The sequence below is a fragment of the Pseudomonas sp. 203-8 genome, from assembly GCF_020708595.1.
GTDB classification, from domain to species: domain Bacteria; phylum Pseudomonadota; class Gammaproteobacteria; order Pseudomonadales; family Pseudomonadaceae; genus Pseudomonas; species Pseudomonas aeruginosa.
The window spans coordinates 286602-307315 of record NZ_JAJFDF010000002.1; the positions used below are offsets into that span (position 1 = coordinate 286602).

The window sequence follows — 20714 nt, forward strand, 5'->3', positions numbered from 1 at the left end:
GCGGCCTTTTTCATGGGATTTATTTTATCCGGATAATATTGTTGCTCTATTTATATCCGGGTATTATTCGGGCGTTCCATCCATGGGAGCCTGTCATGGCCAATGATCCATACATCCAATCCTTCACCTGCTTCGACGGCACGCGCCGGCTGCTGACGGCGGCGCTGCCGGAGGTCGCGCTGGCCTTGAAGCAAGCGGTCGCCGGCGGTGCAGCCGGACCGCTGCTGGTATTCGACAATGCCACTGGGCGCTCCGTCGATCTCGATATCCGTGGTTCCAGCGAGGACCTGCTGGCGCGCCTGGTCGTCGCAGGCGAGCGGCAACCGGCGGAGGAGGCCGCGCCGCGCGGGCGCGGGCGGCCGAAGCTGGGCGTGGTGGCGCGCGAGGTGACCTTGTTGCCGCGCCACTGGGAATGGCTCGCCGCGCAGCCCGGGGGCGCCTCGGTGGCGCTGCGCAAGCTGGTCGAGGAGGCGCGCCGCAGCCAGTCCGGGCGTGCGCGGCAGGCGCAGGAGCGCGCCTACCATTTCATGAATGCGATGGCCGGCGACCTGCCGGGCTTCGAGGAGGCGACGCGTGCGCTGTTCGCCGGGGATCGCGAGGGCTTCGCCGAGCGGATCGCCGGCTGGCCGACCGATGTGCGCGAGCACGCCGCCTGGCTGGCAAGCGACGGAGAATCCTGAGGGGAGGGGGCGGCTAGAGTTTCTCGTCGCCGCTGTCTTCTTCCGGGCGCGTCTTGTTCACGCCGGGCAGGTGCAACCCGCTCTCGGCGATCTGGCTGCCTTCCATCTGCGGCTGGGTCACCCAGGTGAGGATGTCGTAGTAGCGCCGCACGTTCTGTACGAAGTGCACGGTCTCGCCGCCGCGCGCATAGCCGTAGCGGGTCTTGGCGTACCACTGCTTCTGCGCCAGGCGCGGCAGCATCTTCTTCACGTCCAGCCACTTGTTCGGGTTGAGGCCTTCCTTCTCGGCCATCTTGCGCGCGTCTTCCAGGTGCGCGCCGCCGATGTTGTAGGCGGCCAGGGCGAACCAGCTGCGGTCCGGTTCCTTGATGCTCTCGGGCAGTTCGCTGCGGATCTGCACGAAATACTTGCTGCCGCCCTGGATGCTCTGCTTCGGGTCGAGCCGGTTGGACACGCCCATCGCCTGGGCGGTCCGGTTGGTCAGCATCATCAGGCCGCGCACGCCGGTCTTGGAGGTGGCGCCGGGCTGCCACAGCGATTCCTGGTAGCCGATGGCGGCGAGCAGGCGCCAGTCGGTATCCAGCTGCTTGCCGCTCTGCTTGAAGTGGCTTTCGTAGCGCGGCAGGCGTTGCTGCAGGTGCTGGGCGAAGGTGTAGGCGCCGACGTAGCCGAGTACGTCGACATGCCCGTAGTAACGGTCCTTCAGGCGTTGCAGCAGGCCTTCCTTCTTGGCCTGGTCGAGGAACGCGTTGACCTCGTTCATCAGGCTGTCGTCGTCGCCCCCCGGCAAGGCCCAGGCCAGCCCGCGGGCTTCGCCGAAGTCGAAGGCGACGCGGACGTTGGGGAAGTACACCTGGTTCATCGCCAGTTCGTTGGAGTCGACCAGGGTCAGGTCGATGTCGCCGACGTCGACCATGCGCAACAGGTCGACCACTTCGACAGCATCGGATTCTTCGTACTTCAGTTCGGGATACTGCTTCTTCAGCTCGGCGAGCTGCTCCGCGTGGCTGCTGCCCTTGAGCACCATGATGCGCTTGCCGACCAGGTCTTCCGGGCGGGTCGGGCGCTGCTGGCCGTTGCGGTAGATGATCTGCGGGGTGACGTCGAGGTAGGTGTGCGAGTAGCGCACGCTGGCGTCGTCTTCGCGTCCCGGGGTCAGGCCGGCCGCGGCGAGCGCCGGGCCGCCCTCGCGGGAAAGCTGGGCATAGAGGTCGTCGAGGTTGTCGGCGGTCTCGATCTTCAGCTCGACGCCGAGACGCTCGGCGAAGCGCTTGGCCAGTTCGTATTCGAAACCGGTTTCGCCGTTGCGGTCCTGGAAGTAGGTGGCCGGGCTGTTGCGGGTGATCACGCGCAGTACGCCCTCCTTCTGCACGCGCTCCAGGGCGGTAGGGGCTTTCGCCTCGCTACAGCCCGCAAGCAGCAGAAAGATGCCGGTCGCCAACAGCCAGGCGGCGCAACGTAAGCGGTACGCGGTCAGGGCAAACATCGGCGCAGTATACGCAAAGGCGAGACGGCGCCATATCTCGACAGCCGGGACCTTCTCTGCTATCGCCGGGATACCGTTCGTCCGCCGTTTCGCTTGCCCCGTCGCAGAGCGCTGCGGCGCCGTTCTCGAAGTGCTTCGAAGCGGGCCGCCGCGGATCCGATGGAGGGCTATGCGATAGCCATCGGCGCGGGTGCCGCCGGACGGTGCTTTACGGTAGAATGCACGGCCTCTGCGGGCCGGCCCGGCCGGCCCCCACACCTTCCCGTCTCCAGAGGCTGTTCCGACAATGCTGATCCTGCGCGGCGCTCCCGCCCTTTCCGCTTTCCGCCACGGCAAACTGCTCGAGCAACTGACCCAGCACGTACCTGCCGTTACCGGGCTGTACGCTGAGTTCGCGCATTTCGCCGACGTCACCGGCGCGCTCACCGCCGACGAGGAGCAGGTGCTGGCGCGGCTGCTGAAATACGGCCCGAGCGTGCCGGTGCAGGAGCCCAGCGGACGGCTGTTCCTGGTGGTGCCGCGCTTCGGCACCATCTCGCCGTGGTCGAGCAAGGCCTCCGACATCGCCCGCAACTGCGGCCTGGCGAAGATCGACCGGCTGGAGCGCGGCATTGCCTACTATGTGCAGGGCGAACTGTCCGAGAGCGATGCCCAACAGGTCGCCGCCCGCCTGCATGACCGCATGACCCAACTGGTGCTGGACCGCCTGGAAGGCGCCGCCGAGCTGTTCAGCCATGCGCAGCCCCGCCCGCTCACCGCCGTCGACGTGCTTGGCGGCGGTCGCGCCGCGCTGGAGAAGGCCAACGTCGAGTTGGGCCTGGCCCTGGCCGAGGACGAGATCGACTACCTGCTGAAGAGCTTCGGCGAACTGGGGCGCAACCCGCACGACGTCGAGCTGATGATGTTCGCCCAGGCCAACTCCGAGCATTGCCGGCACAAGATCTTCAATGCCAGTTGGGACATCGACGGGCAGGCCCAGGACAAGAGCCTGTTCGGCATGATCAAGAACACCTACGAGATGAACCGCGAAGGCGTGCTGTCCGCATACAAGGACAACGCCGCGGTCATCGTCGGCCATGTCGCCGGGCGTTTCTTCCCCGATCCGCAGACCCGCGAATACGCCGCCAGCCGCGAGCCGGTGCAGATCCTGATGAAGGTGGAGACCCACAACCACCCGACCGCCATCGCGCCGTTCCCCGGTGCCTCCACCGGTTCCGGCGGCGAGATCCGCGACGAGGGCGCCACCGGCCGCGGCGCCAAGCCGAAGGCCGGCCTGGCCGGCTTCACCGTGTCCAACCTGCAGATCCCCGGTTTCGAACAGCCCTGGGAAGTGCCCTACGGCAAGCCCGAGCGCATCGTCACCGCGCTGGACATCATGATCGAGGGCCCGCTGGGCGGCGCCGCGTTCAACAACGAGTTCGGCCGTCCGGCGCTGACCGGCTACTTCCGTACCTTCGAGCAGAAGATCGCTACCCCTCACGGCGAGGAAGTGCGCGGCTACCACAAGCCGATCATGCTCGCCGGCGGCATGGGCAACATTCGCGACGAACACGTGCAGAAGGGCGAGATCAGCGTCGGCGCCAAGCTCATCGTCCTTGGCGGCCCGGCCATGCTGATCGGCCTGGGCGGCGGCGCCGCCTCTTCGATGGCCACCGGCGCCAGCTCCGCCGACCTCGACTTCGCCTCGGTGCAGCGCGACAACCCGGAAATGGAGCGACGTTGCCAGGAAGTGATCGACCGCTGCTGGCAGCTCGGCGAGCGCAACCCGATCAGCTTCATCCATGACGTCGGTGCCGGCGGCCTGTCCAACGCCCTGCCGGAACTGATCAACGACGGCGGCCGCGGCGGTCGCTTCGAGCTGCGCGCGGTGCCCAACGACGAGCCGGGCATGAGCCCGCTGGAAATCTGGTGCAACGAGTCGCAGGAGCGCTACGTGCTGTCGGTGGACGCCGCCGACTTCGAGACCTTCAAGGCCATCTGCGAGCGCGAGCGCTGCCCGTTCGCGGTGGTCGGCGAGGCCATCGAGCAGCGCCAGCTGACCGTCGCCGACAGCCATTTCGACAACAAGCCGGTGGACATGCCGCTGGAAGTCCTGCTCGGCAAGGCGCCGCGCATGCACCGCGCGGTTACCCGCGAGGCCGAGCTGGGCGACGATTTCGACGCCGCCGGGCTGGAGCTGCAGGAAAGCGTCGAGCGCGTCCTGCGCCATCCCGCCGTGGCCAGCAAGAGCTTCCTGATCACCATCGGCGACCGCACCATCACCGGGCTGGTGGCCCGCGACCAGATGGTCGGGCCCTGGCAGGTGCCGGTGGCCGACTGCGCCGTCACCGCCACCAGCTTCGACGTCTACACCGGCGAGGCCATGGCGATGGGCGAACGTACCCCGCTGGCGCTGCTGGACGCCCCGGCTTCCGGACGCATGGCCATCGGCGAGACGGTCACCAACCTGGCTGCCGCGCGTATCGGCAAGCTGTCCGACATCAAGCTTTCCGCCAACTGGATGGCCGCCGCCGGCCACCCCGGCGAGGACGCGCGCCTGTATGACACGGTCAAGGCCGTGGGCATGGAACTGTGCCCGGAACTGGGCATCACCATCCCGGTGGGCAAGGACTCGATGTCCATGAAGACCCGCTGGCAGGACAATGGCGAGGACAAGAGCGTCACTTCTCCGGTCTCGCTGATCGTCACCGGCTTCGCCCCGGTCGCCGACGTGCGCCAGAGCCTGACCCCGCAACTGCGCCTGGACAAGGGCGAGACCGACCTGATCCTGATCGATCTCGGCCGCGGCAAGAACCGTCTCGGCGGCTCGATCCTGGCCCAGGTCCACGGCAAGCTCGGCCGCGCCGTGCCGGACGTCGACGACGCCGAGGACCTGAAAGCCTTCTTCGCGGTGATCCAGGGACTCAATGCCGACGGCCATATCCTCGCCTACCACGACCGTTCCGACGGCGGCCTGATCACCAGCGTGCTGGAGATGGCCTTCGCCGGTCACTGCGGCGTCGAGCTGAACCTCGATGCCCTGGCCGATAGCCGCGAAGAGCTGGCGGCCGTGTTGTTCAGCGAGGAACTGGGCGCGGTGATCCAGGTTCGCGAGGGCGCCACTCCGGAAGTCCTCGCGCAGTTCAGCGCCGCCGGTCTCGACGACTGCGTGGCGGTGATCGGCCAGCCGGTCAACGGCTACGAGATCAACCTGAACTACAACGGCGAGACCGTCTACAGCGCCCAGCGCCGCATCCTGCAACGCATCTGGAGCGAGACCAGCTACCAGATCCAGCGTCTGCGCGACAACGCCGACTGCGCCGAGCAGGAGTTCGACGCGCTGCTGGACGAAGACAACCCCGGGCTGTCGATCAAGCTCAGCTACGACGTCAACGACGACATCGCCGCGCCCTACATCAAGAAGGGCGTGCGGCCGAAAGTGGCGATCCTCCGCGAGCAGGGCGTCAACGGCCAGGTGGAGATGGCCGCGGCGTTCGACCGCGCCGGCTTCGCCGCGATCGACGTGCACATGAGCGACATCCTCGCCGGGCGGGTCGACCTGGACGCCTTCAAGGGCCTGGTGGCCTGCGGTGGCTTCTCCTACGGCGACGTGCTCGGCGCCGGCGAGGGCTGGGCCAAGTCGATCCTCTTCAACGCCCGCGCCCGCGACGGCTTCCAGGCGTTCTTCGCGCGCAAGGACAGCTTCGCCCTCGGCGTCTGCAACGGCTGCCAGATGATGTCCAACCTGCACGAGCTGATTCCCGGCACCGAGTTCTGGCCGCACTTCGTGCGCAACCGTTCCGAGCAGTTCGAGGCGCGGGTGGCGATGGTCCAGGTGCAGGAGTCGTCGTCGATCTTCCTGCAGGGCATGGCCGGTTCGCGCCTGCCGATCGCCATCGCCCATGGCGAAGGCCATGCGGAGTTCGAGTCGGAGGAAGCGTTGCTCGAGGCCGACCTTTCCGGCTGCGTGTCGCTGCGTTTCGTCGACAACCACGGCAAGGTCACCGAAGCCTACCCGGCCAACCCCAACGGGTCGCCGCGCGGCATCACCGGGCTGAGCAGCCGCGACGGCCGGGTCACCATCATGATGCCGCACCCCGAGCGGGTGTTCCGCGCCGTGCAGAATTCCTGGCGTCCGGACGACTGGCAGGAAGACGGCGGCTGGCTGCGCATGTTCCGCAACGCCCGGGTCTGGGTGGACTGATCCGGCATGGCGGGCGATGCGGACTCCAACTCGTCGCCCGACCTTCTTCCCGAGGTTCGCCGGGTCTCTCCCGGCGACACCTTGCGGCTCTGTACCTGCGGGGCTTCGGCTTCGCTTCCCGATTGTCCCGCCGACTGCCGCAACGGCCTGACGCTCCACGCGACCCGCGAGCGCCTGTTGCTGTTGTGCCGCTGCGGGCGCTCCGCCGACCTGCCGTATTGCGACGGCAGCCATGCGCCTTCCGCCTCCGGGCTGAAGGCCAGGTGGCGGCGTTTCCGCGGCTGAACGTAAATCTGTGAACGCCCGCACGAAGGTGTTGTGACGAGCGAACAAATGTTGCGCTTATCTGTCGTAAAGGCAGCGTCAAATATTCATCATGTCAAGGCAAAGTGCCATTATTTGGCGTCGGCAGTCGCACAACCACCGACCGCCTGGTGCAGCATTCGATTCGTGCGGAGAAAACGATGTACAAGCTGTGTTTCTATGTGCCTGAGAGCCATCTGGATGTCGTCAAGCAAGCGGTGTTCGCCGCGGGTGGCGGGCGCATCGGGGCGTACGACAGTTGCTGCTGGCAGTCCCTTGGCCAGGGCCAGTTCCGGCCCCTGGACGGTAGCCAACCCTACCTGGGCCAGGTCGGCCAGGTCGAGCACGTGGCGGAGTGGAAAGTGGAGCTGGTGGTGGCCGACGAGCTCATCCACGCCAGCGTCAAGGCGCTGAAGGCGGCGCATCCCTATGAGACCCCGGCCTACGAAGTCTGGCGCCTGACCGACATGGTCTTCTGAGTTTTCCTCGGACAAGCAAGAAGGGCGGCCAGTGGCCGCCCTTTTCGTTATCCGCCTCACGGGGAGAGCCCGACCCGGGGCTGTGGCGTGGCGCGAACAACCGCTTCGCGATTATCGAACCCGAACGGGGGAGCTGTGGCGTGGGGCGAATAACCGCTTGGCGGTTATCCGCCGATTGGCCGAGGTCCAGCCCTCCTGCCGTCAGCGCCGCAGCAGCGGTTGCAGGGCCTGGCTCAGGGCCGCGGCGCGGGGGCCCACCAGGATATGGCAGATGCCGCCGGCGAGGGAACTGACGCCCTGTCCGCCGAGACGACGCAGTTGCTCGGTGGCCAGCTTGCGTTCGTCCGCCACGCTGACCCGCAGGCGGGTCAGTGCGACGTCCCGTACCTCGCGCAGGTTGCCGGCGCCGCCGAGGGCGCCGAGCCAGGCCTGGGCTTCGGCGGCGTCGACGGTGGCCTGCATCGCCACCACCTCTTCGGCTGTGTGCGGACTGCCCAGCGGCGGTACGGCTTCGCCCGGTTGCGTATCGAAGGGCAGGGCGCGGCGGATCTCGTCGGCGATGCTGTCGGCCTGTGGGCCGACCACCACCTGCAGGCTGCCGGCCTTGCCCGGACGTACCACGGCCATCGCACCGAGGGCCTTGAGTTGGGCGTCCGAGGCCTTGTTGCGGTCGACCAGGCGCAGACGCAGGCGCGTGGTGCAGGCGTCCACCACTTCGAGGTTGGCTGCGCCACCCAAGGCGCGGATGAATGCCGGGGCGCGCTCGGCTTCGGCGTTGTCGCCCGATTCGCTGCTCGCGTCGTCTTCGCGGCCCGGGGTCTTCAGGTTGAAGCGGCGGATGCAGAAGTCGAACACCAGGTAATAGATGCCGGCATAGAGCAGGCCCAGCGGCCAGAGCATCCAGCCGTGGGTGGAACGGCCCCAGCCCAGGGCGAGGTCGATGGCGCCACCGGAGAAGGTGAAGCCGAGGCGGATATCGAGCAGGTCGGTGAGGGCCATGGACAGGCCGGTGAGCAGCGCATGCAGCAGGTAGAGCAGCGGCGCGAGGAACATGAAGGCGAACTCCACCGGCTCGGTGACGCCGGTGAGGAAGGCGGTCAAGGCCATCGACAGGAGCAGCCCGCCGATCAGCTTGCGCCGCTCCGGACGGGCGTTGCGGTACATCGCCAGGCAGGCGGCGGGCAGGCCGAACATCATCACCGGGAACATCCCGGCCATGAACTGGCCGCCCTTCGGGTCGCCGGCGAAATAGCGCGCCAGGTCGCCGGTGACGACGCGCCCGGTTTCCGGGTCGGTGAAGCTACCGAAGACGAACCACACCAGGTTGTTGAGGATGTGGTGCAACCCGGTGACGATCAGCAGGCGGTTCAGCACGCCGAAGGCGAAGGCGCCGAAGCTGCCGCTTTCCAGCATGAGTTGGCCGAGGCCGTTGATGCCCTGTTGCAGCGGTGGCCAGATCACCCCGAACAGCAGGCCCAGGCAGACCGCGCTGATCCCGGTGGCGATCGGCACGAAGCGGCGGCCGCCGAAGAACGCCAGGTATTCCGGCAGCTTCACGTCCTTGAAGCGGTTATACAGGGCGCCAGCCACCAGGCCGCTGATGATGCCGGAGAGCACGCCCATGTCGATGCCCGGATCGATCACCTTGAGCACCGAGATCATCACCAGGTAGCCGATGGCGCCGGCGAGGCCGGCGGTGCCATTGTTGTCGCGAGCGAAACCGACGGCGATGCCGATGGCGAAGATCAGCGCCAGGTTGGCGAAGATCGCCTTGCCGGCGTCGTGGACCAGCGGAATGTCGAGCAGGTCGACGTCGCCCAGGCGCAGCAGCAGGCCGGCGATCGGCAGGATCGCGATCGGCAGCATCAGGGCGCGGCCCAGGCGTTGCAGGCTTTCGATCAGGAACGGGGGCATGGCGGTGGTCTCCGATTGTTCTTGTCAGGCCAGCGGCCAGTGTTGCAGGCAGGCGTCGCGCACCGCCCGGGCGCTGCCCAGGTCCAGTAGCGCCTGGGCGTGGCGGCGGCATTCAGCGGCGTCGAGCTGGCGCACCCGGGTCTTGATCTCGCCGACCAGGTTCGGCCCGACGGACAATTCCTCGACCCCGAGGCCGACCAGTACCGGTGTCGCCAGCGGGTCCGAGGCCAGCGCACCGCAGACGCCGACCCAGCGGCCGTGGCGGGCTGCTCCGGCGCAGGTCTGGGCGATCAGTCGCAGCAGCGCCGGGTGGAGGGCGTCGATGCGGTCGGCCAGGCCGGCGTGGCAACGGTCCATGGCCAGGGCGTACTGCGACAGGTCGTTGGTGCCGATGGAGAGGAAGTCGGCGTGTTCGGCCAGTTGATCGGCGAGCAGGGCGGCGGAGGGCACCTCGATCATCACCCCGAGTTCGGGCAGGCGCTCGATCCCCAACTGCGTGGCCAGCTCGCCGAGGCGGCCACGGATGGCGCGCAGTTCATCGACCTCGCTGACCATCGGCAGCAGTATCCGGCAGCGTTCCAGTGGTTCGACCCTCAGCAGCGCGCGCAACTGCTGGTCGAGCAGCTCCGGGCGCGCCTGGCCGAGGCGGATGCCGCGCAGGCCCAGTGCTGGGTTTTCTTCCACCGGCAGCGGCAGGTAGTCGAGGTGCTTGTCGCCGCCGACATCGATGGTGCGGATGATCACCTTGCGCTGGCCCATGGCGTCCAGGACCTCCTGGTAGGCGTTGCGCTGCTCCTCTTCGTCGGGCGCGGCGCGGCGCTCGAGAAAGAGAAACTCGGTGCGTAGCAGGCCGACCCCGTCGGCACCGTTGGCGAAGGCTTCGGCGGCCTCGCGCGGCGAGGCGACGTTGGCGCCGATCTCGATGCGCCGGCCGTCGCGGGTGAGCGCCTCGCGCTGCGCATCGGCCTGCTGGCGGCGGCGTTGTTCCTCGCGCTGCGCCACTTGCAAGGCGACCTGCTCCAGGCGTCGAGCGTCGGGGCTGAGTTCCAGCCGGCCCTGGCCGGCGTCCAGCACCACCTGCCGGCCTTCCTCCAGCTCCAGCAGCCCGGCGCCGAGCGCCACCAGGCACGGCAGGCCCTTGCTGCGGGCGAGGATGGCCACGTGGGAGGTGGCGCCGCCTTCGGCCATGCACAGGCCAGCCGCGCCGGCATCCACCAGCGGCGCGAGGTCGGAGGGAGTGATCTCCCGGGCGGCGACGATGGCGCCAGCAGGCACCCGCAATGGCGCGGTGTCGCCGAGCAGTACCCGCAGCACGCGTTTTTCCAGGTCGCGCAGGTCGTTGGCGCGCTCGGCCAGCAGCAGGTTGCCCAGCGCCTGGAGAATCTCGCACTGGGCCTGGATCGCCCGGTGCCAGGCGTGGGCGGCGCCGACGCCCTGGTCGATCAGCATGTCGGCGGCGTCCAGCAGACCCGGGTCTTCCAGCAGCGCGAGATGCGCGGAAAAGATCGCCGCTTCGTTCTCGTCGCCGCCGAGCCTGGCCTGCTGCAGGCTCCCCTGTACGTCGTCGCGCACCCGTTGCAGGGCCTGGTCCAGGGCGAGGTGCTGTTCCTCGGGACGATGCCGGCCGTCATCCGCCGGTAGGCTGATGGCGCCGAGCCGCGCCAGGGGACCGCTGGCCAGGCCGGGCGAAGCGCAGACGCCGGCCAGGGTACCGGCGACAGCCGCAGGTCGCGCCGGCTCGCCCGGGGCGATGGCGCGCGGGGCATCCTTCGGAGCCCCCGCGGTGGCGCTGGCGAGGGCCGCGAGCAGGGCGCCGAGGGCCGCCTCGCTGTCTTCGCCGCGACAGATCACCTCTACCTCGTCCTGTTCGGCGACCCCCAGGCCCATGATGCCGACCAGGCTGTCGACGCTGGCCACCTGCCCGGCGAAGTGCAGTTCGGCCTGGCTGGAAAAGCCCTGCGCGGTCTTGCGTAGCAGCGCTGCCGGGCGTGCGTGCAGACCGCCATGATGGGCGACCCGCGCCCGCCCGCGGACCTGGCGCTGCGCGGAGCCTTCGCCAGGCGCGGGATTGGCCGGACGTTGCTCGGCCTTCTCCGGACTCAGTTGCAGGAGCGGCGCGCCGACCTCCACCGGGTTGGTGGTCAGCGGGCGTACCTGGAAGCCGTCGCCGTTGGTCAGGATCATCACCGTGATCAGACTGCGGCTGCCGCGGGCGACGCGGTCCAGGTCGAAGCGCAGCAGCGGCTGGCCCTCGATCACCCGCGCACCTTCCTCGACCAGCGCCTCGAAGCCTTCGCCTTGCAGCTGTACGGTATCGAGGCCGACGTGCAGCAGCAGCTCGGCACCGTTGTCGGCGCGCAGGCTGAGCGCGTGGCGGGTTCGCGCCAGGTGGCTGACCAGCCCGGCGCAGGGCGCGTGCAGGCAGTCGTTGAGTGGGTCGATGGCGATGCCTTCGCCCAGGGTGCCGCTGGAAAACACCGGGTCGGGTACTCGGTTGAGCGGCATCACGGGGCCGCTCAGGGGCGCTTTGAGGGCGAGATTCTTGTTGTTCATGGGCGCGCGCTCAGGCTCAGTGGGTTCGGGTGACTTTGCTCAGGTGCCGTGGCTGGTCCGGGTCCATGCCGCGGGCTTCGGCCAGGCCGGCGGCCATGACGTAGAAGCTCTGGATCGCCAGGATCGGATCGAGCGCCGGATGCGCGGCGCGCTGCAGCGGCAGGTCGCGTTCGGCGATGTCGTCCGGGGCAGCGAGCAATACCTGCGCACCGCGTTGGCGCATATCCTCGGCGAGCGCCAGCAGGCCTTCCTGCTCCGGGCCGCGGGGAGCGAACACCAGCAGCGGATAGCGCTCCTCGACCAGCGCCATCGGTCCATGGCGGACCTCGGCGCTGCTGAAGGCCTCGGCCTGGATCGCCGAGGTTTCCTTGAATTTCAGCGCGGCCTCCTGGGCGATGGCGTAGCCGGCGCCGCGACCGATCACCATCAGCCGCTGGCAGTCGCGCAGGGCCTCGATGGCCGGCGACCAGTCGAGCCTGGCGGCCTGCTCCAGCCCGGCCGCCAGGCCCTGGCCGGCGGCCAGCAGGGCATTGTCTCGCTGCCAGTGGGCGAGCAGGCGGGCGCTGGCGCTGAGCGTGGCGATGAAGCTCTTGGTCGCTGCGACGCTGCGCTCGGTGCCGGCGCAGAGCGGCACGACGAATTCGCTGGCGGCTTCCAGCGGCGAATCTTCGGCATTCACCAGGGCGATGCCCAGGGCGCCGCGTTCGCGCAGGATGCGCAGGCTGTCCACGAGATCGGGGCTCTGCCCGGACTGCGAGAAAGCGAAGACGGCCTGCCCGGCGACACGCAGTGGCGAGCGGTTCAGGGTCACTACCGACATGGGCAGCGAGGCCACCGGCAAGCCGGCGTGCTGCATGGCCAGGTAGGCGAAGTAGCTGGCGGCATGGTCGGAGCTGCCGCGCGCGACAGTCAGTGCCAGGTTCGGATCGACCTCCCGCAGACGCTGGCCAAGCGCCGGCAGGCAGGCGTCGAGCACGGCCAGTTGACGGCTCGCCACCGTGGCGGCGGAGAGCGCTTCCTCGAGCATCAGCGAAGTCATTCGAGTTCTCCTTCCACCATCACGGCGTCGAGTTCCAGGGAGCGATCCAGGCGCACCACATCGGCCCAGGCTGCGGGCGCCAGGCGGCCGCGCTCGGCGAGGCCGAGGTAATCGGCGGGGAATTGCGAAAGGCGTTGCGAGGCTTCGGCCAGGGGCAGGCCGATCTTCACCAGGTTGCGCAGCGCCTGGTCCATGGTCAGGGTGCTGCCGGCCAGAGTGCCGTCGGGCAGGCGCACGCCGCCCAGGCACTTGGTCACCGTGTGGCTGCCGAGCTTGTACTGGCCGTCGGGCATGCCGGCGGCGGCGGTGGAGTCGGTCACGCAGTACAGGCACGGGATCGAACGCAGGGCCACCCTGATGGCGCCGGGATGGACATGCAGCAGGTCGGGGATCAGCTCGGCGTAGCGTGCGTGGGCCAGGGCCGCGCCGACGATACCCGGTTCGCGGTGGTGCAGGCCGGTCATCGCGTTGTAGAGGTGGGTGAAGCTGCTGGCGCCGGCTTCCAGTGCGGCCACGCCATCCTCGTAGCTGCCCAGTGTATGGCCGATCTGCAGGCGTACGCCGCGCTCGGCGAGGGCGCGGATCAGCGGCCGGTGTCCGGCGATCTCGGGGGCGATGGTGATCACCCGGATCGGCGCGCGGCGCAGGTAGTCCTCGACTTCCTCGAGCACCGCGGCATGGGCGAAGTTGGGCTGCGCGCCGAGCTTGCCGGAGTTGATGTAGGGGCCTTCCAGGTGCACGCCGAGTATCCGTGAACCGCCCTCCAGCGAGCGGCGGCAGTAAGCGCCGAGCTGGCTGAGGATGTCGGCGATCTCCTCGCGCGGTGCGGTCATGGTGGTGGCCAGCAGCGAGGTCGTGCCGAAGCGCCGGTGGGTGCGGGCGATGGTGGCGAAGGCGTCGCCGCCTTCCATGATGTCGCGGCCGCCGCCGCCGTGCACATGCAGGTCGATGAAGCCTGGCAGCAGGTACGGATCGGCGTTGCCGGCCGGATCGCAGGGCTTGCCTTCGATCCGCTGGATACGCCCGTCCTGGATGTGTAGGCGGCCGAGGACCCAGCCTTGCGGGGTGAGAATGTTGCCTTCGAGCATGGCGGCTCCGTGTCGGTCAGCGTCGCAGTTCGGCGACGAAGTCGTAGTAGTCGTTGCGGCAGTAGGTGTCGGTCAGCTCGATCGGGGTGTTGTCCTCGAGGTAGCCGATCCGGGTCATCAGCAGCATCGCGGTGCCCGGCGCGATGCCGACCAGCGCGGCATCGGACGCGGACGCGTTGATCGCGCGCACGTGCTGGAGGGCGCGGACCACTGGGCGACCGATGCCGTCCAGGTATTCGTAGAGGGAATCGCCGACCGCTGTCGGGTCCGGCAGCAGGCGCGCCGGCAGGGTGCTGTTCTCGATCGCCATCACCGTGCCGTCGGCCTTGCGCAGGCGCTTCATGCGCGTGACCTTCTCGGTCGGCGAGAGGCCGAGGCGGATCAGTTCGTCGTGGGTGGGCAGGGCGATGCCGCGCTCCAGCCAGGTGGAGCCGGGGGTGAAGCCTTTCAGGCGGAGCATCTCGCTGAAGCTGGAGAGACGCGACAACGGTTGTTCGAGACGCGGCGTAATGAAGGTGCCGGAGCCCTGGTTGCGGCGGATCAGGCCCTGCTCGAAGAGTACTTCGAGGGCCTTGCGCGCGGTGACGCGGGAAATGTTCAGGGTTTCGCTGAGGTTGCGTTCGGAGGGCAGCGCTTCCTCCGCTTTCCACTGGCCGGCATGGATCGCGCTCTCGAGATTGCGCGCCAGCTGCAGATAGAGGGGGGTGGGTTGCGCCTCGTCGGGACGCAGGGCCAGGAGCAGGTCGTGGGCTGTCTTCATGAGAGGTTCCGATGCGGATTGTGTTGTTGTCGCCCGGTAATGCTGGGAAAACTAATACCACTTGAATACCACGTCAATGCCAGTTGTGCGTCGCGCACGCGTCAGCCAGCCGTCCCGTCGATTGACTCGGCCTGAGTAAGGGATGCAAGGGTTTGACGGATAAAAGAAAACGCCGCCGGAAAATCTCGCGGCGGCGTTCCTGGCGTGGCTGACGGCTGACGAGTGGTATCAGCCTGGTTCTGTCAGGGGCGGATCTCGATCAGCGTGCCGTCTTTCACCACGCTCCAGACTTCGCGCATGTCGGTGTTGTTCATGGCGATACAGCCATTGGTCCAGTCCAGGGTGGAGAAGTACCACTCCGGGTATTCGTCATCCAGCGGGGTGCCGTGGATCATGATCATGCCACCGGCCGGCAGGCCCTTTTCCCGGGCCTTGGCCACGTCGCGGGCGTTGGGGTAGGAAATGTGCATGGAGAGGTTGTAGTTGTTGCTGGTCTTGCGCCAGTCGATCCAGTAGAAGCCTTCCGGGGTGCGGTTGTCGCCTTCGGCCAGCTTCGGGCCGGTCGGGCGCTTGCCCAGCGAGACACGGTAGCTTTTCAGGACGTTGCCTTTGTTGAGGAGCAGCAGTTTTCGCTCGGACTTGAGCACCAGGACCTTGTCCACCTTGCCTTCCAGGCTCGGCGCGGCATTGGCCTGGGTCAGACTGGCGAAGGTCAAGCACAGCAAAGCAAGCAACCAGCGCATGGAAGTGAAATCCCCGATGTTCCCTTGAGCCGCAACGGCGGCGGTGTTCGAGTGTTTGGCGTTCAGTCTTTCTTATAGGAAGCCAGCATAGGTGCAATGGCTTCGTTGCGCACCGGGAAGCAGCCTTCGCGGCGGTCGCTGAAGTAGCATTCTAAGGTACGGCCGATGGTCGGAAAAGCCAGCTCCGACCAGGGAATCTCCGCTTCGTCGAAAAGCCGCACCTCCAGGCTTTCATCGCCGGCGGAGAAATCCAGGTCGAGCAGCTCGGCGCGGAAGAACAGGTAGACCTGGCTGATGTGCGGCAGGTCGAAAAGGGTATAGAGCTGCAGGTCGCCGATCCGCGCGTTGGCTTCTTCCTCTGTCTCGCGGGCCGCCGCCTGGGCGAGGGTCTCGCCGTTCTCCATGAAGCCGGCCGGCAGCGTCCAGTAGCCCAGGCGCGGCGCAATGGCGCGACGGCAGAGCAGGACCTGGCCGTCCCACACCGGCAGGCTGCCGGCGACGATACGCGGGTTCTGGTAGTGCACGGTGTGGCAGGCGTCGCAGACGTAGCGCAGGCGGTTGTCGCCGTCCGGGATGCGCTGGACCACCGTGGCGCCGCACAGGCTGCAGAATTTCATGCCAGGTTCTTCTTCGGGGAAAGGCCTATCTTGCTCGGCTGGCCGGGAGGCGACAAGGCCCCGTGCGGGAGGGGTGGGCTGGCCGGGGCTTTCGTGCCATGATCTCGGGGAAACGACAAGACCTCGGAAACCCCGGCAGTATGAACTGCACGCTCGACGAGCTGCGCCAACGCATCGAGGCGCACCGCCCCCGCCAACTGGATACCGACCAGCGCTTCCCCCAAGCGGCCGTGCTGGTGCCCATCACCCGCAGCGACGATCCGGAGCTGGTGCTGACCCTGCGCGCCGCCGGTTTGTCCACCCATGGCGGCGAGGTCGCCTTCCCCGGCGGGCGGCGCGACCCGGAAGACGCCGACCTGGTGCGCACCGCCCTGCGCGAGGCGGAGGAGGAGATCGCCTTGCCGCCGGGCCTGGTGGAAGTGGTCGGGCCGCTGAGCACCCTGGTCTCGCGGCATGGCATCGAGGTCACTCCCTATGTCGCCTTCATTCCCGACTTCGTCGAGTACCAGCCCAACGACGGTGAGATCGCCGCGGTGTTCAACGTGCCGCTGAGTTTCTTTCGCGACGACCCGCGCGAGGTCACCCACCGTATCGACTACTTCGGCCGCAGCTGGTACGTGCCCAGCTATCGCTTCGGCGAGTTCAAGATCTGGGGCCTGACGGCCATCATGGTGGTGGAGCTGGTCAACCTGCTGTACGACGACCCCATCGACCTGCACACGCCGCCGGCTTCGTTCATCAAACTGAGTTGACCGACGGGGCGCAGACCCCGGCCATGAGGAGATCGCGATGAAATACCGCCTGGGCGATGCCCGCGTCGAAGCCCATCCCGACAGCTGGATCGCGCCCAGCGCAGCGGTGATCGGCAAGGTTCGCCTGGATGCCGGCGCCAGCGTCTGGTTTGGCGCGGTGCTGCGCGGCGACAACGAGCTGATCTATATCGGCGAGCACAGCAACGTCCAGGACGGCTCGGTGATGCACACCGACATGGGCTATCCGCTGACCCTCGGCAAGGGCGTCACCGTCGGCCACAACGCCATGCTGCATGGTTGCAGCGTGGGCGACTACAGCCTGGTGGGGATCAACGCGGTGATCCTCAATGGGGCGAAGATCGGCAAGTACTGCATCATCGGTGCCAACGCGCTGATTCCCGAGGGCAAGGAGATTCCCGACGGCTCGCTGGTGATGGGCTCGCCGGGCAAGGTAGTGCGCGAGCTGAGCGAGCCGCAGAAGAAGATGCTCGAGGCCAGCGCCGCCCACTATGTGCACAATGCCCGCCGTTACGCCTGCGACCTCGTCGAGGACCCGGCGTGAACGAGCGACCGGTGGCTTCGCCCTGCGTGCATGTCTGCGCGCTGGACGAGCAGGACATCTGCATCGGCTGCCAGCGCACGGCGGCCGAGATCACCCGCTGGGGCCTGATGAGCAACGACGAGCGCCGCGAGGTGCTCGGTCGCTGTTTCGAGCGCGCCAAGGCGCAAGGGCTGGTCAGCGGTTCCGCCTGAAGCGGATTCCGTTTTCTTTCATTTCCGAGGTTCTTCCATGACCCGTATCGGTACCCCCCTGTCGCCGAGCGCGACCCGCGTCCTTCTCTGTGGCTCCGGCGAGCTGGGCAAGGAAGTCGCCATCGAGCTGCAACGCCTGGGTTGCGAAGTGATCGCCGTCGATCGCTATGGCAACGCGCCGGCCATGCAGGTGGCACATCGCAGCCACGTGATCAGCATGCTCGACGGCGCCGCCCTGCGCGCGGTGATCGAGCAGGAGAAGCCGCACTACATCGTGCCCGAGATCGAGGCCATCGCCACCGCGACCCTGGTCGAGCTGGAGGCCGAAGGCTACACCGTGGTGCCCACCGCCCGCGCCGCGCAACTGACCATGAACCGCGAGGGTATCCGCCGGCTGGCTGCCGAGGAACTCGGCTTGCCGACCTCGCCCTATCACTTCGCCGATACCTTCGAGGACTACCGCCGTGGCGTCGAGCGCGTCGGCTACCCCTGCGTGGTGAAGCCGATCATGAGTTCGTCGGGCAAGGGCCAGAGCGTCCTGAAAGGCCCCGACGACCTGCAGGCGGCCTGGGACTATGCCCAGGAAGGCGGGCGCGCCGGCAAGGGCCGGGTGATCGTCGAGGGCTTCATCGATTTCGACTACGAAATCACCCTGCTCACCGTGCGCCACGTCGACGGCACCACTTTCTGCGCGCCGATCGGTCACCGCCAGGTCAAGGGCGACTACCACGAGTCCTGGCAGCCGCAGGCGATGAGCGCGCAGGCCCTGGCCGAGTCCGAGCGGGTCGCCCGGGCAGTGACCGAGGCCCTCGGCGGACGCGGGCTGTTCGGCGTCGAACTGTTCGTCAAGGGCGACCAGGTGTGGTTCAGCGAGGTGTCGCCGCGTCCGCACGATACCGGCCTGGTGACCCTGATTTCCCAGGATCTTTCCGAGTTCGCGCTGCACGCGCGGGCGATCCTCGGCCTGCCGATCCCGGTGATCCGCCAGCTCGGCCCGTCGGCCTCGGCGGTGATCCTGGTGGAAGGCAAGTCCCGGCAGGTCGCTTTCGCCAACCTCGGCGCCGCGCTGAGCGAGGCGGATACGGCGCTACGCCTGTTCGGCAAGCCGGAAGTGGATGGCCAGCGGCGGATGGGCGTGGCCCTGGCGCGCGACGAGTCGATCGACGCCGCCTGCGCCAAGGCGACCCGGGCCGCCCAGGCGGTTCGCGTCGAACTCTGAGATGCGCCGGCTGGCAACGCTGGCCTGGTGGGCGGCGGCTCTGCCGTTGCTGCCGCTGGCGGTGCCGCTGGCTATCCGCACCCGCCGCCGAGCCTTGCGCCTGGCGCCCGCGGCGGGACCTCGCGAAGGGCTGGTCGGTGGGGCCGGTGCCGAAGAGCCGCTGCGCTTGCTGTTGTTCGGTGAGTCGACAGTGGCCGGGGTCGGCGCCAGTTGCCTGGACTACGCCCTGGCCGGCCGCCTGGCCGCGGCGCTGGGCGAGCGTCTGCGGCGCCCGGTGGCCTGGCAGGCGCTGGGCGAGAACGGTATCACCAGCGGCGAGGCGCGCGAACGCCTGCTACCGCAGGTGGCGGGACGTTTCTTCGACCAGGTGATCCTGGTCTTCGGCGTCAATGACACCACCAGCCTGCGCTCCCTCGAACGCTGGCGCGCCGACTGCGCGGCCCTGATCGACGGCTTCCAGGCGGCCGGCGCGCAGGTGACCTGCACCGCGGTGCCGCCGCTGCAGCATTTTTCCGCCTTGCCCGGGTTGCTGCGGGCCCTGCTGGGGTGGCGCGGGCGGCTGCTCGACGAGGCGCTGTGCGATCTCGCTGGCGCGACCGGCGCCGGCTACTGCCCGATCTCGCTGGACCTGCTTCCGGGCTACCTGGCCATCGACGGCTTTCATCCGTCGCAGCTGGGCTACCAGGTCTGGGCCGGGGCCCTCGCCGACTGGTTGGCGGCGAGGGAGAAGGGCGGCGTCGCGGTAGTCTGAGCGAGACTCAGGACACTGCGCCGAGGTCGTTGTCGCGGGTTTCCTTCAGGCACAGCACCGCCAGCAGGCTGAGCAGCGCCGCTGCGGAGACGTAGCCGCCGACCCAGCCCAGGCCGCCGATGCCGACCAGCTTCTGGGCGATATAGGGCGCCACCGAGGCGCCGAGAATGCCGCCCAGGTTGTAGGCCGCCGACGCGCCGGTGTAGCGCACGTGGGTGGGGAATATTTCCGGCAGCAGCGCGCCCATCGGGGCGAAGGTGACCCCCATCAGGAACAGCTCGATGCAGAGGAACAGGGCGACGCTGAATGTCGAGCCCTGGCTGAGCAGCGGCTCCATGGCGAAGCCGGAGGCGATCGCCGCCAGGCTGCCGAGCAGCAGTACCGGCTTGCGTCCGAAGCGGTCGCTGAGCCAGGCCGACAGCGGCGTGGCGGCGGCCATGAAGAGCACCGCGAGGCACAGCAGACCAAGGAACTCCTCGCGGCTGAAGCCGAGGCTGGCCACCCCGTAGCTCAGCGAGAACACCGTGGAGATATAGAACAGCGCATAACACACCACCATCGCCAGGGCGCCGAGCAGGGTCGGCCGCCAGTGCTGGGCGAACAGCTCGGCGATCGGCAGGCGGACCCTCTCGTGCTTGGCCATGGCCTTGGCGAACACCGGGGTTTCCGCCAGCTTCAGGCGTACGTAGAGGCCGACCACGACCAGCGCCGCGCTGAGCAGGAACGGGATCCGCCAGCCCCACTCACGGAACTGCTCCTCGCTGAGCAGCATCGCCAGGGCCAGGAACAGGCCGTTGGCGGCGAGGAAGCCGATCGACGGGCCGAGCTGGGGAAACATGCCGAACCAGGCGCGCTTGCCGGCCGGCGCGTTCTCCGTGGCCAGCAGCGCGGCGCCGCCCCACTCGCCGCCGAGGCCGAGGCCCTGGCCGAAGCGCAGCACGCAGAGCAGCAACGGCGCCCAGTAGCCGATGCTGTCGTAGCCGGGGAGGACGCCGATCAGGGTGGTGGATACCCCCATCAGCAGCAGCGAGGCGACCAGGGTCGACTTGCGCCCGATGCGGTCGCCGAAGTGGCCGAACAGCGCCGAGCCCAGCGGACGGGCGAGGAAGGCGATGCCGAAGGTGAGGAAGGCGCTGAGCATCTGCGCGGTGCCGGATGTCTGCGGGAAGAATACCGGACCGATCACCAGGGCGGCGGCAGTGGCATAGACGTAGAAATCGTAGAACTCGATGGCGGTGCCGATGAAGCTGGCGACTGCGACCCGGGTGGTCGAGTTGGCCGGTTCCGGAGCGGCGTCGGCGGCGAGGGTGGCGGCGGTCATGGTGGGAAGGTCCCTGGCAGTCGGGGCACGACGGAGTGCTTCCGTGCGGCCGGATGGTTATGGCCAGTGCGCC

General features: G+C 68.2%; 18 protein-coding genes. 9 read left to right on the forward strand and 9 right to left on the reverse strand.

Annotated features, from left to right (window positions below; translation table 11 throughout):
* Positions 1 to 95 precede the first annotated feature (95 nt).
* A complete protein-coding gene (locus LJF27_RS04835) occupies positions 96 to 680 on the forward strand; it encodes a DUF2239 family protein (RefSeq protein WP_003113820.1) in 585 nt (194 codons plus the stop codon).
* A gap of 13 nt (positions 681 to 693) precedes the next feature.
* Here the strand turns inward: LJF27_RS04835 and mltF are convergent, their stop codons facing one another.
* Positions 694 to 2166 carry a membrane-bound lytic murein transglycosylase MltF gene (gene mltF, locus LJF27_RS04840; RefSeq protein ID WP_003104806.1) on the reverse strand — a complete coding sequence of 491 codons (1473 nt, stop codon included), beginning with the start codon at positions 2164 to 2166 and terminating at the stop codon, positions 694 to 696.
* A 286-nt stretch (positions 2167 to 2452) separates the two neighbouring features.
* Between mltF and purL the strand changes: the two genes are divergently transcribed.
* From purL to LJF27_RS04855, 3 genes are all read left to right on the forward strand, one after another.
* Positions 2453 to 6349 carry a phosphoribosylformylglycinamidine synthase gene (purL, locus tag LJF27_RS04845; RefSeq protein ID WP_023117132.1) on the forward strand — a complete coding sequence of 1299 codons (3897 nt, stop codon included), beginning with the start codon at positions 2453 to 2455 and terminating at the stop codon, positions 6347 to 6349.
* A 6-nt stretch (positions 6350 to 6355) separates the two neighbouring features.
* Positions 6356 to 6634 carry a CDGSH iron-sulfur domain-containing protein gene (locus tag LJF27_RS04850; RefSeq protein WP_003113822.1) on the forward strand — a complete coding sequence of 93 codons (279 nt, stop codon included), beginning with the start codon at positions 6356 to 6358 and terminating at the stop codon, positions 6632 to 6634.
* 179 nt (positions 6635 to 6813) lie between these two features.
* The gene (locus tag LJF27_RS04855) at positions 6814 to 7131 is read left to right on the forward strand and encodes a YqfO family protein (RefSeq protein WP_003092679.1); all 318 of its coding nucleotides are present in this window, start codon (positions 6814 to 6816) and stop codon (positions 7129 to 7131) included.
* 201 nt (positions 7132 to 7332) lie between these two features.
* Here the strand turns inward: LJF27_RS04855 and nagE are convergent, their stop codons facing one another.
* The 7 genes from nagE to LJF27_RS04890 form a co-directional block, all read right to left on the reverse strand.
* Positions 7333 to 9045 (reverse strand): N-acetylglucosamine-specific PTS transporter subunit IIBC, encoded by a 1713-nt coding sequence (gene nagE / locus LJF27_RS04860; protein ID WP_003113823.1) that lies wholly within the window; start codon positions 9043 to 9045, stop codon positions 7333 to 7335.
* A 24-nt stretch (positions 9046 to 9069) separates the two neighbouring features.
* On the reverse strand, positions 9070 to 11598 hold the full coding sequence (ptsP, locus tag LJF27_RS04865) for a phosphoenolpyruvate--protein phosphotransferase (RefSeq protein WP_003129848.1): 2529 nt from the start codon (positions 11596 to 11598) through the stop codon (positions 9070 to 9072).
* Positions 11599 to 11614: 16 nt separating this feature from the next.
* A complete protein-coding gene (locus LJF27_RS04870) occupies positions 11615 to 12637 on the reverse strand; it encodes an SIS domain-containing protein (RefSeq protein ID WP_023117131.1) in 1023 nt (340 codons plus the stop codon).
* Positions 12634 to 13725: an N-acetylglucosamine-6-phosphate deacetylase gene (nagA, locus tag LJF27_RS04875; protein ID WP_023117130.1), complete on the reverse strand. Its 1092-nt coding sequence runs from the start codon at positions 13723 to 13725 to the stop codon at positions 12634 to 12636. Before nagA ends, LJF27_RS04870 begins: the two co-directional genes overlap by 4 nt.
* A gap of 16 nt (positions 13726 to 13741) precedes the next feature.
* Positions 13742 to 14485 carry a GntR family transcriptional regulator gene (locus LJF27_RS04880; protein WP_003117452.1) on the reverse strand — a complete coding sequence of 248 codons (744 nt, stop codon included), beginning with the start codon at positions 14483 to 14485 and terminating at the stop codon, positions 13742 to 13744.
* Positions 14486 to 14727: 242 nt separating this feature from the next.
* Positions 14728 to 15228, reverse strand: a complete 501-nt coding sequence (locus LJF27_RS04885) for a L,D-transpeptidase family protein (RefSeq protein WP_003092667.1) — start codon at positions 15226 to 15228, stop codon at positions 14728 to 14730.
* A 62-nt stretch (positions 15229 to 15290) separates the two neighbouring features.
* Positions 15291 to 15845, reverse strand: a complete 555-nt coding sequence (locus LJF27_RS04890) for an NUDIX hydrolase (RefSeq protein ID WP_003092665.1) — start codon at positions 15843 to 15845, stop codon at positions 15291 to 15293.
* Between the two features lie 140 nt (positions 15846 to 15985).
* On the opposite strand from LJF27_RS04890, the gene LJF27_RS04895 reads away from it, so the two are divergent.
* Genes LJF27_RS04895 through LJF27_RS04915 form a run of 5 tightly spaced genes read left to right on the forward strand, consistent with a single transcriptional unit; the run spans position 15986 to position 19320 of the window.
* A complete protein-coding gene (locus LJF27_RS04895; protein WP_003092664.1) occupies positions 15986 to 16597 on the forward strand; it encodes a CoA pyrophosphatase in 612 nt (203 codons plus the stop codon).
* 37 nt (positions 16598 to 16634) lie between these two features.
* On the forward strand, positions 16635 to 17159 hold the full coding sequence (locus LJF27_RS04900; protein ID WP_023117129.1) for a gamma carbonic anhydrase family protein: 525 nt from the start codon (positions 16635 to 16637) through the stop codon (positions 17157 to 17159).
* Complete coding sequence (locus LJF27_RS04905) at positions 17156 to 17350, forward strand: DUF1289 domain-containing protein (protein WP_003092660.1); 195 nt, start codon at positions 17156 to 17158, stop codon at positions 17348 to 17350. Before LJF27_RS04900 ends, LJF27_RS04905 begins: the two co-directional genes overlap by 4 nt.
* Before the next feature lie 37 nt (positions 17351 to 17387).
* Complete coding sequence (gene purT / locus LJF27_RS04910) at positions 17388 to 18569, forward strand: formate-dependent phosphoribosylglycinamide formyltransferase (RefSeq protein WP_003143178.1); 1182 nt, start codon at positions 17388 to 17390, stop codon at positions 18567 to 18569.
* A gap of 1 nt (position 18570) precedes the next feature.
* Complete coding sequence (locus LJF27_RS04915) at positions 18571 to 19320, forward strand: SGNH/GDSL hydrolase family protein (RefSeq protein WP_023117128.1); 750 nt, start codon at positions 18571 to 18573, stop codon at positions 19318 to 19320.
* 7 nt (positions 19321 to 19327) lie between these two features.
* Here the strand turns inward: LJF27_RS04915 and LJF27_RS04920 are convergent, their stop codons facing one another.
* The gene (locus LJF27_RS04920) at positions 19328 to 20641 is read right to left on the reverse strand and encodes an MFS transporter (protein WP_003113829.1); all 1314 of its coding nucleotides are present in this window, start codon (positions 20639 to 20641) and stop codon (positions 19328 to 19330) included.
* Positions 20642 to 20714 lie beyond the last annotated feature (73 nt).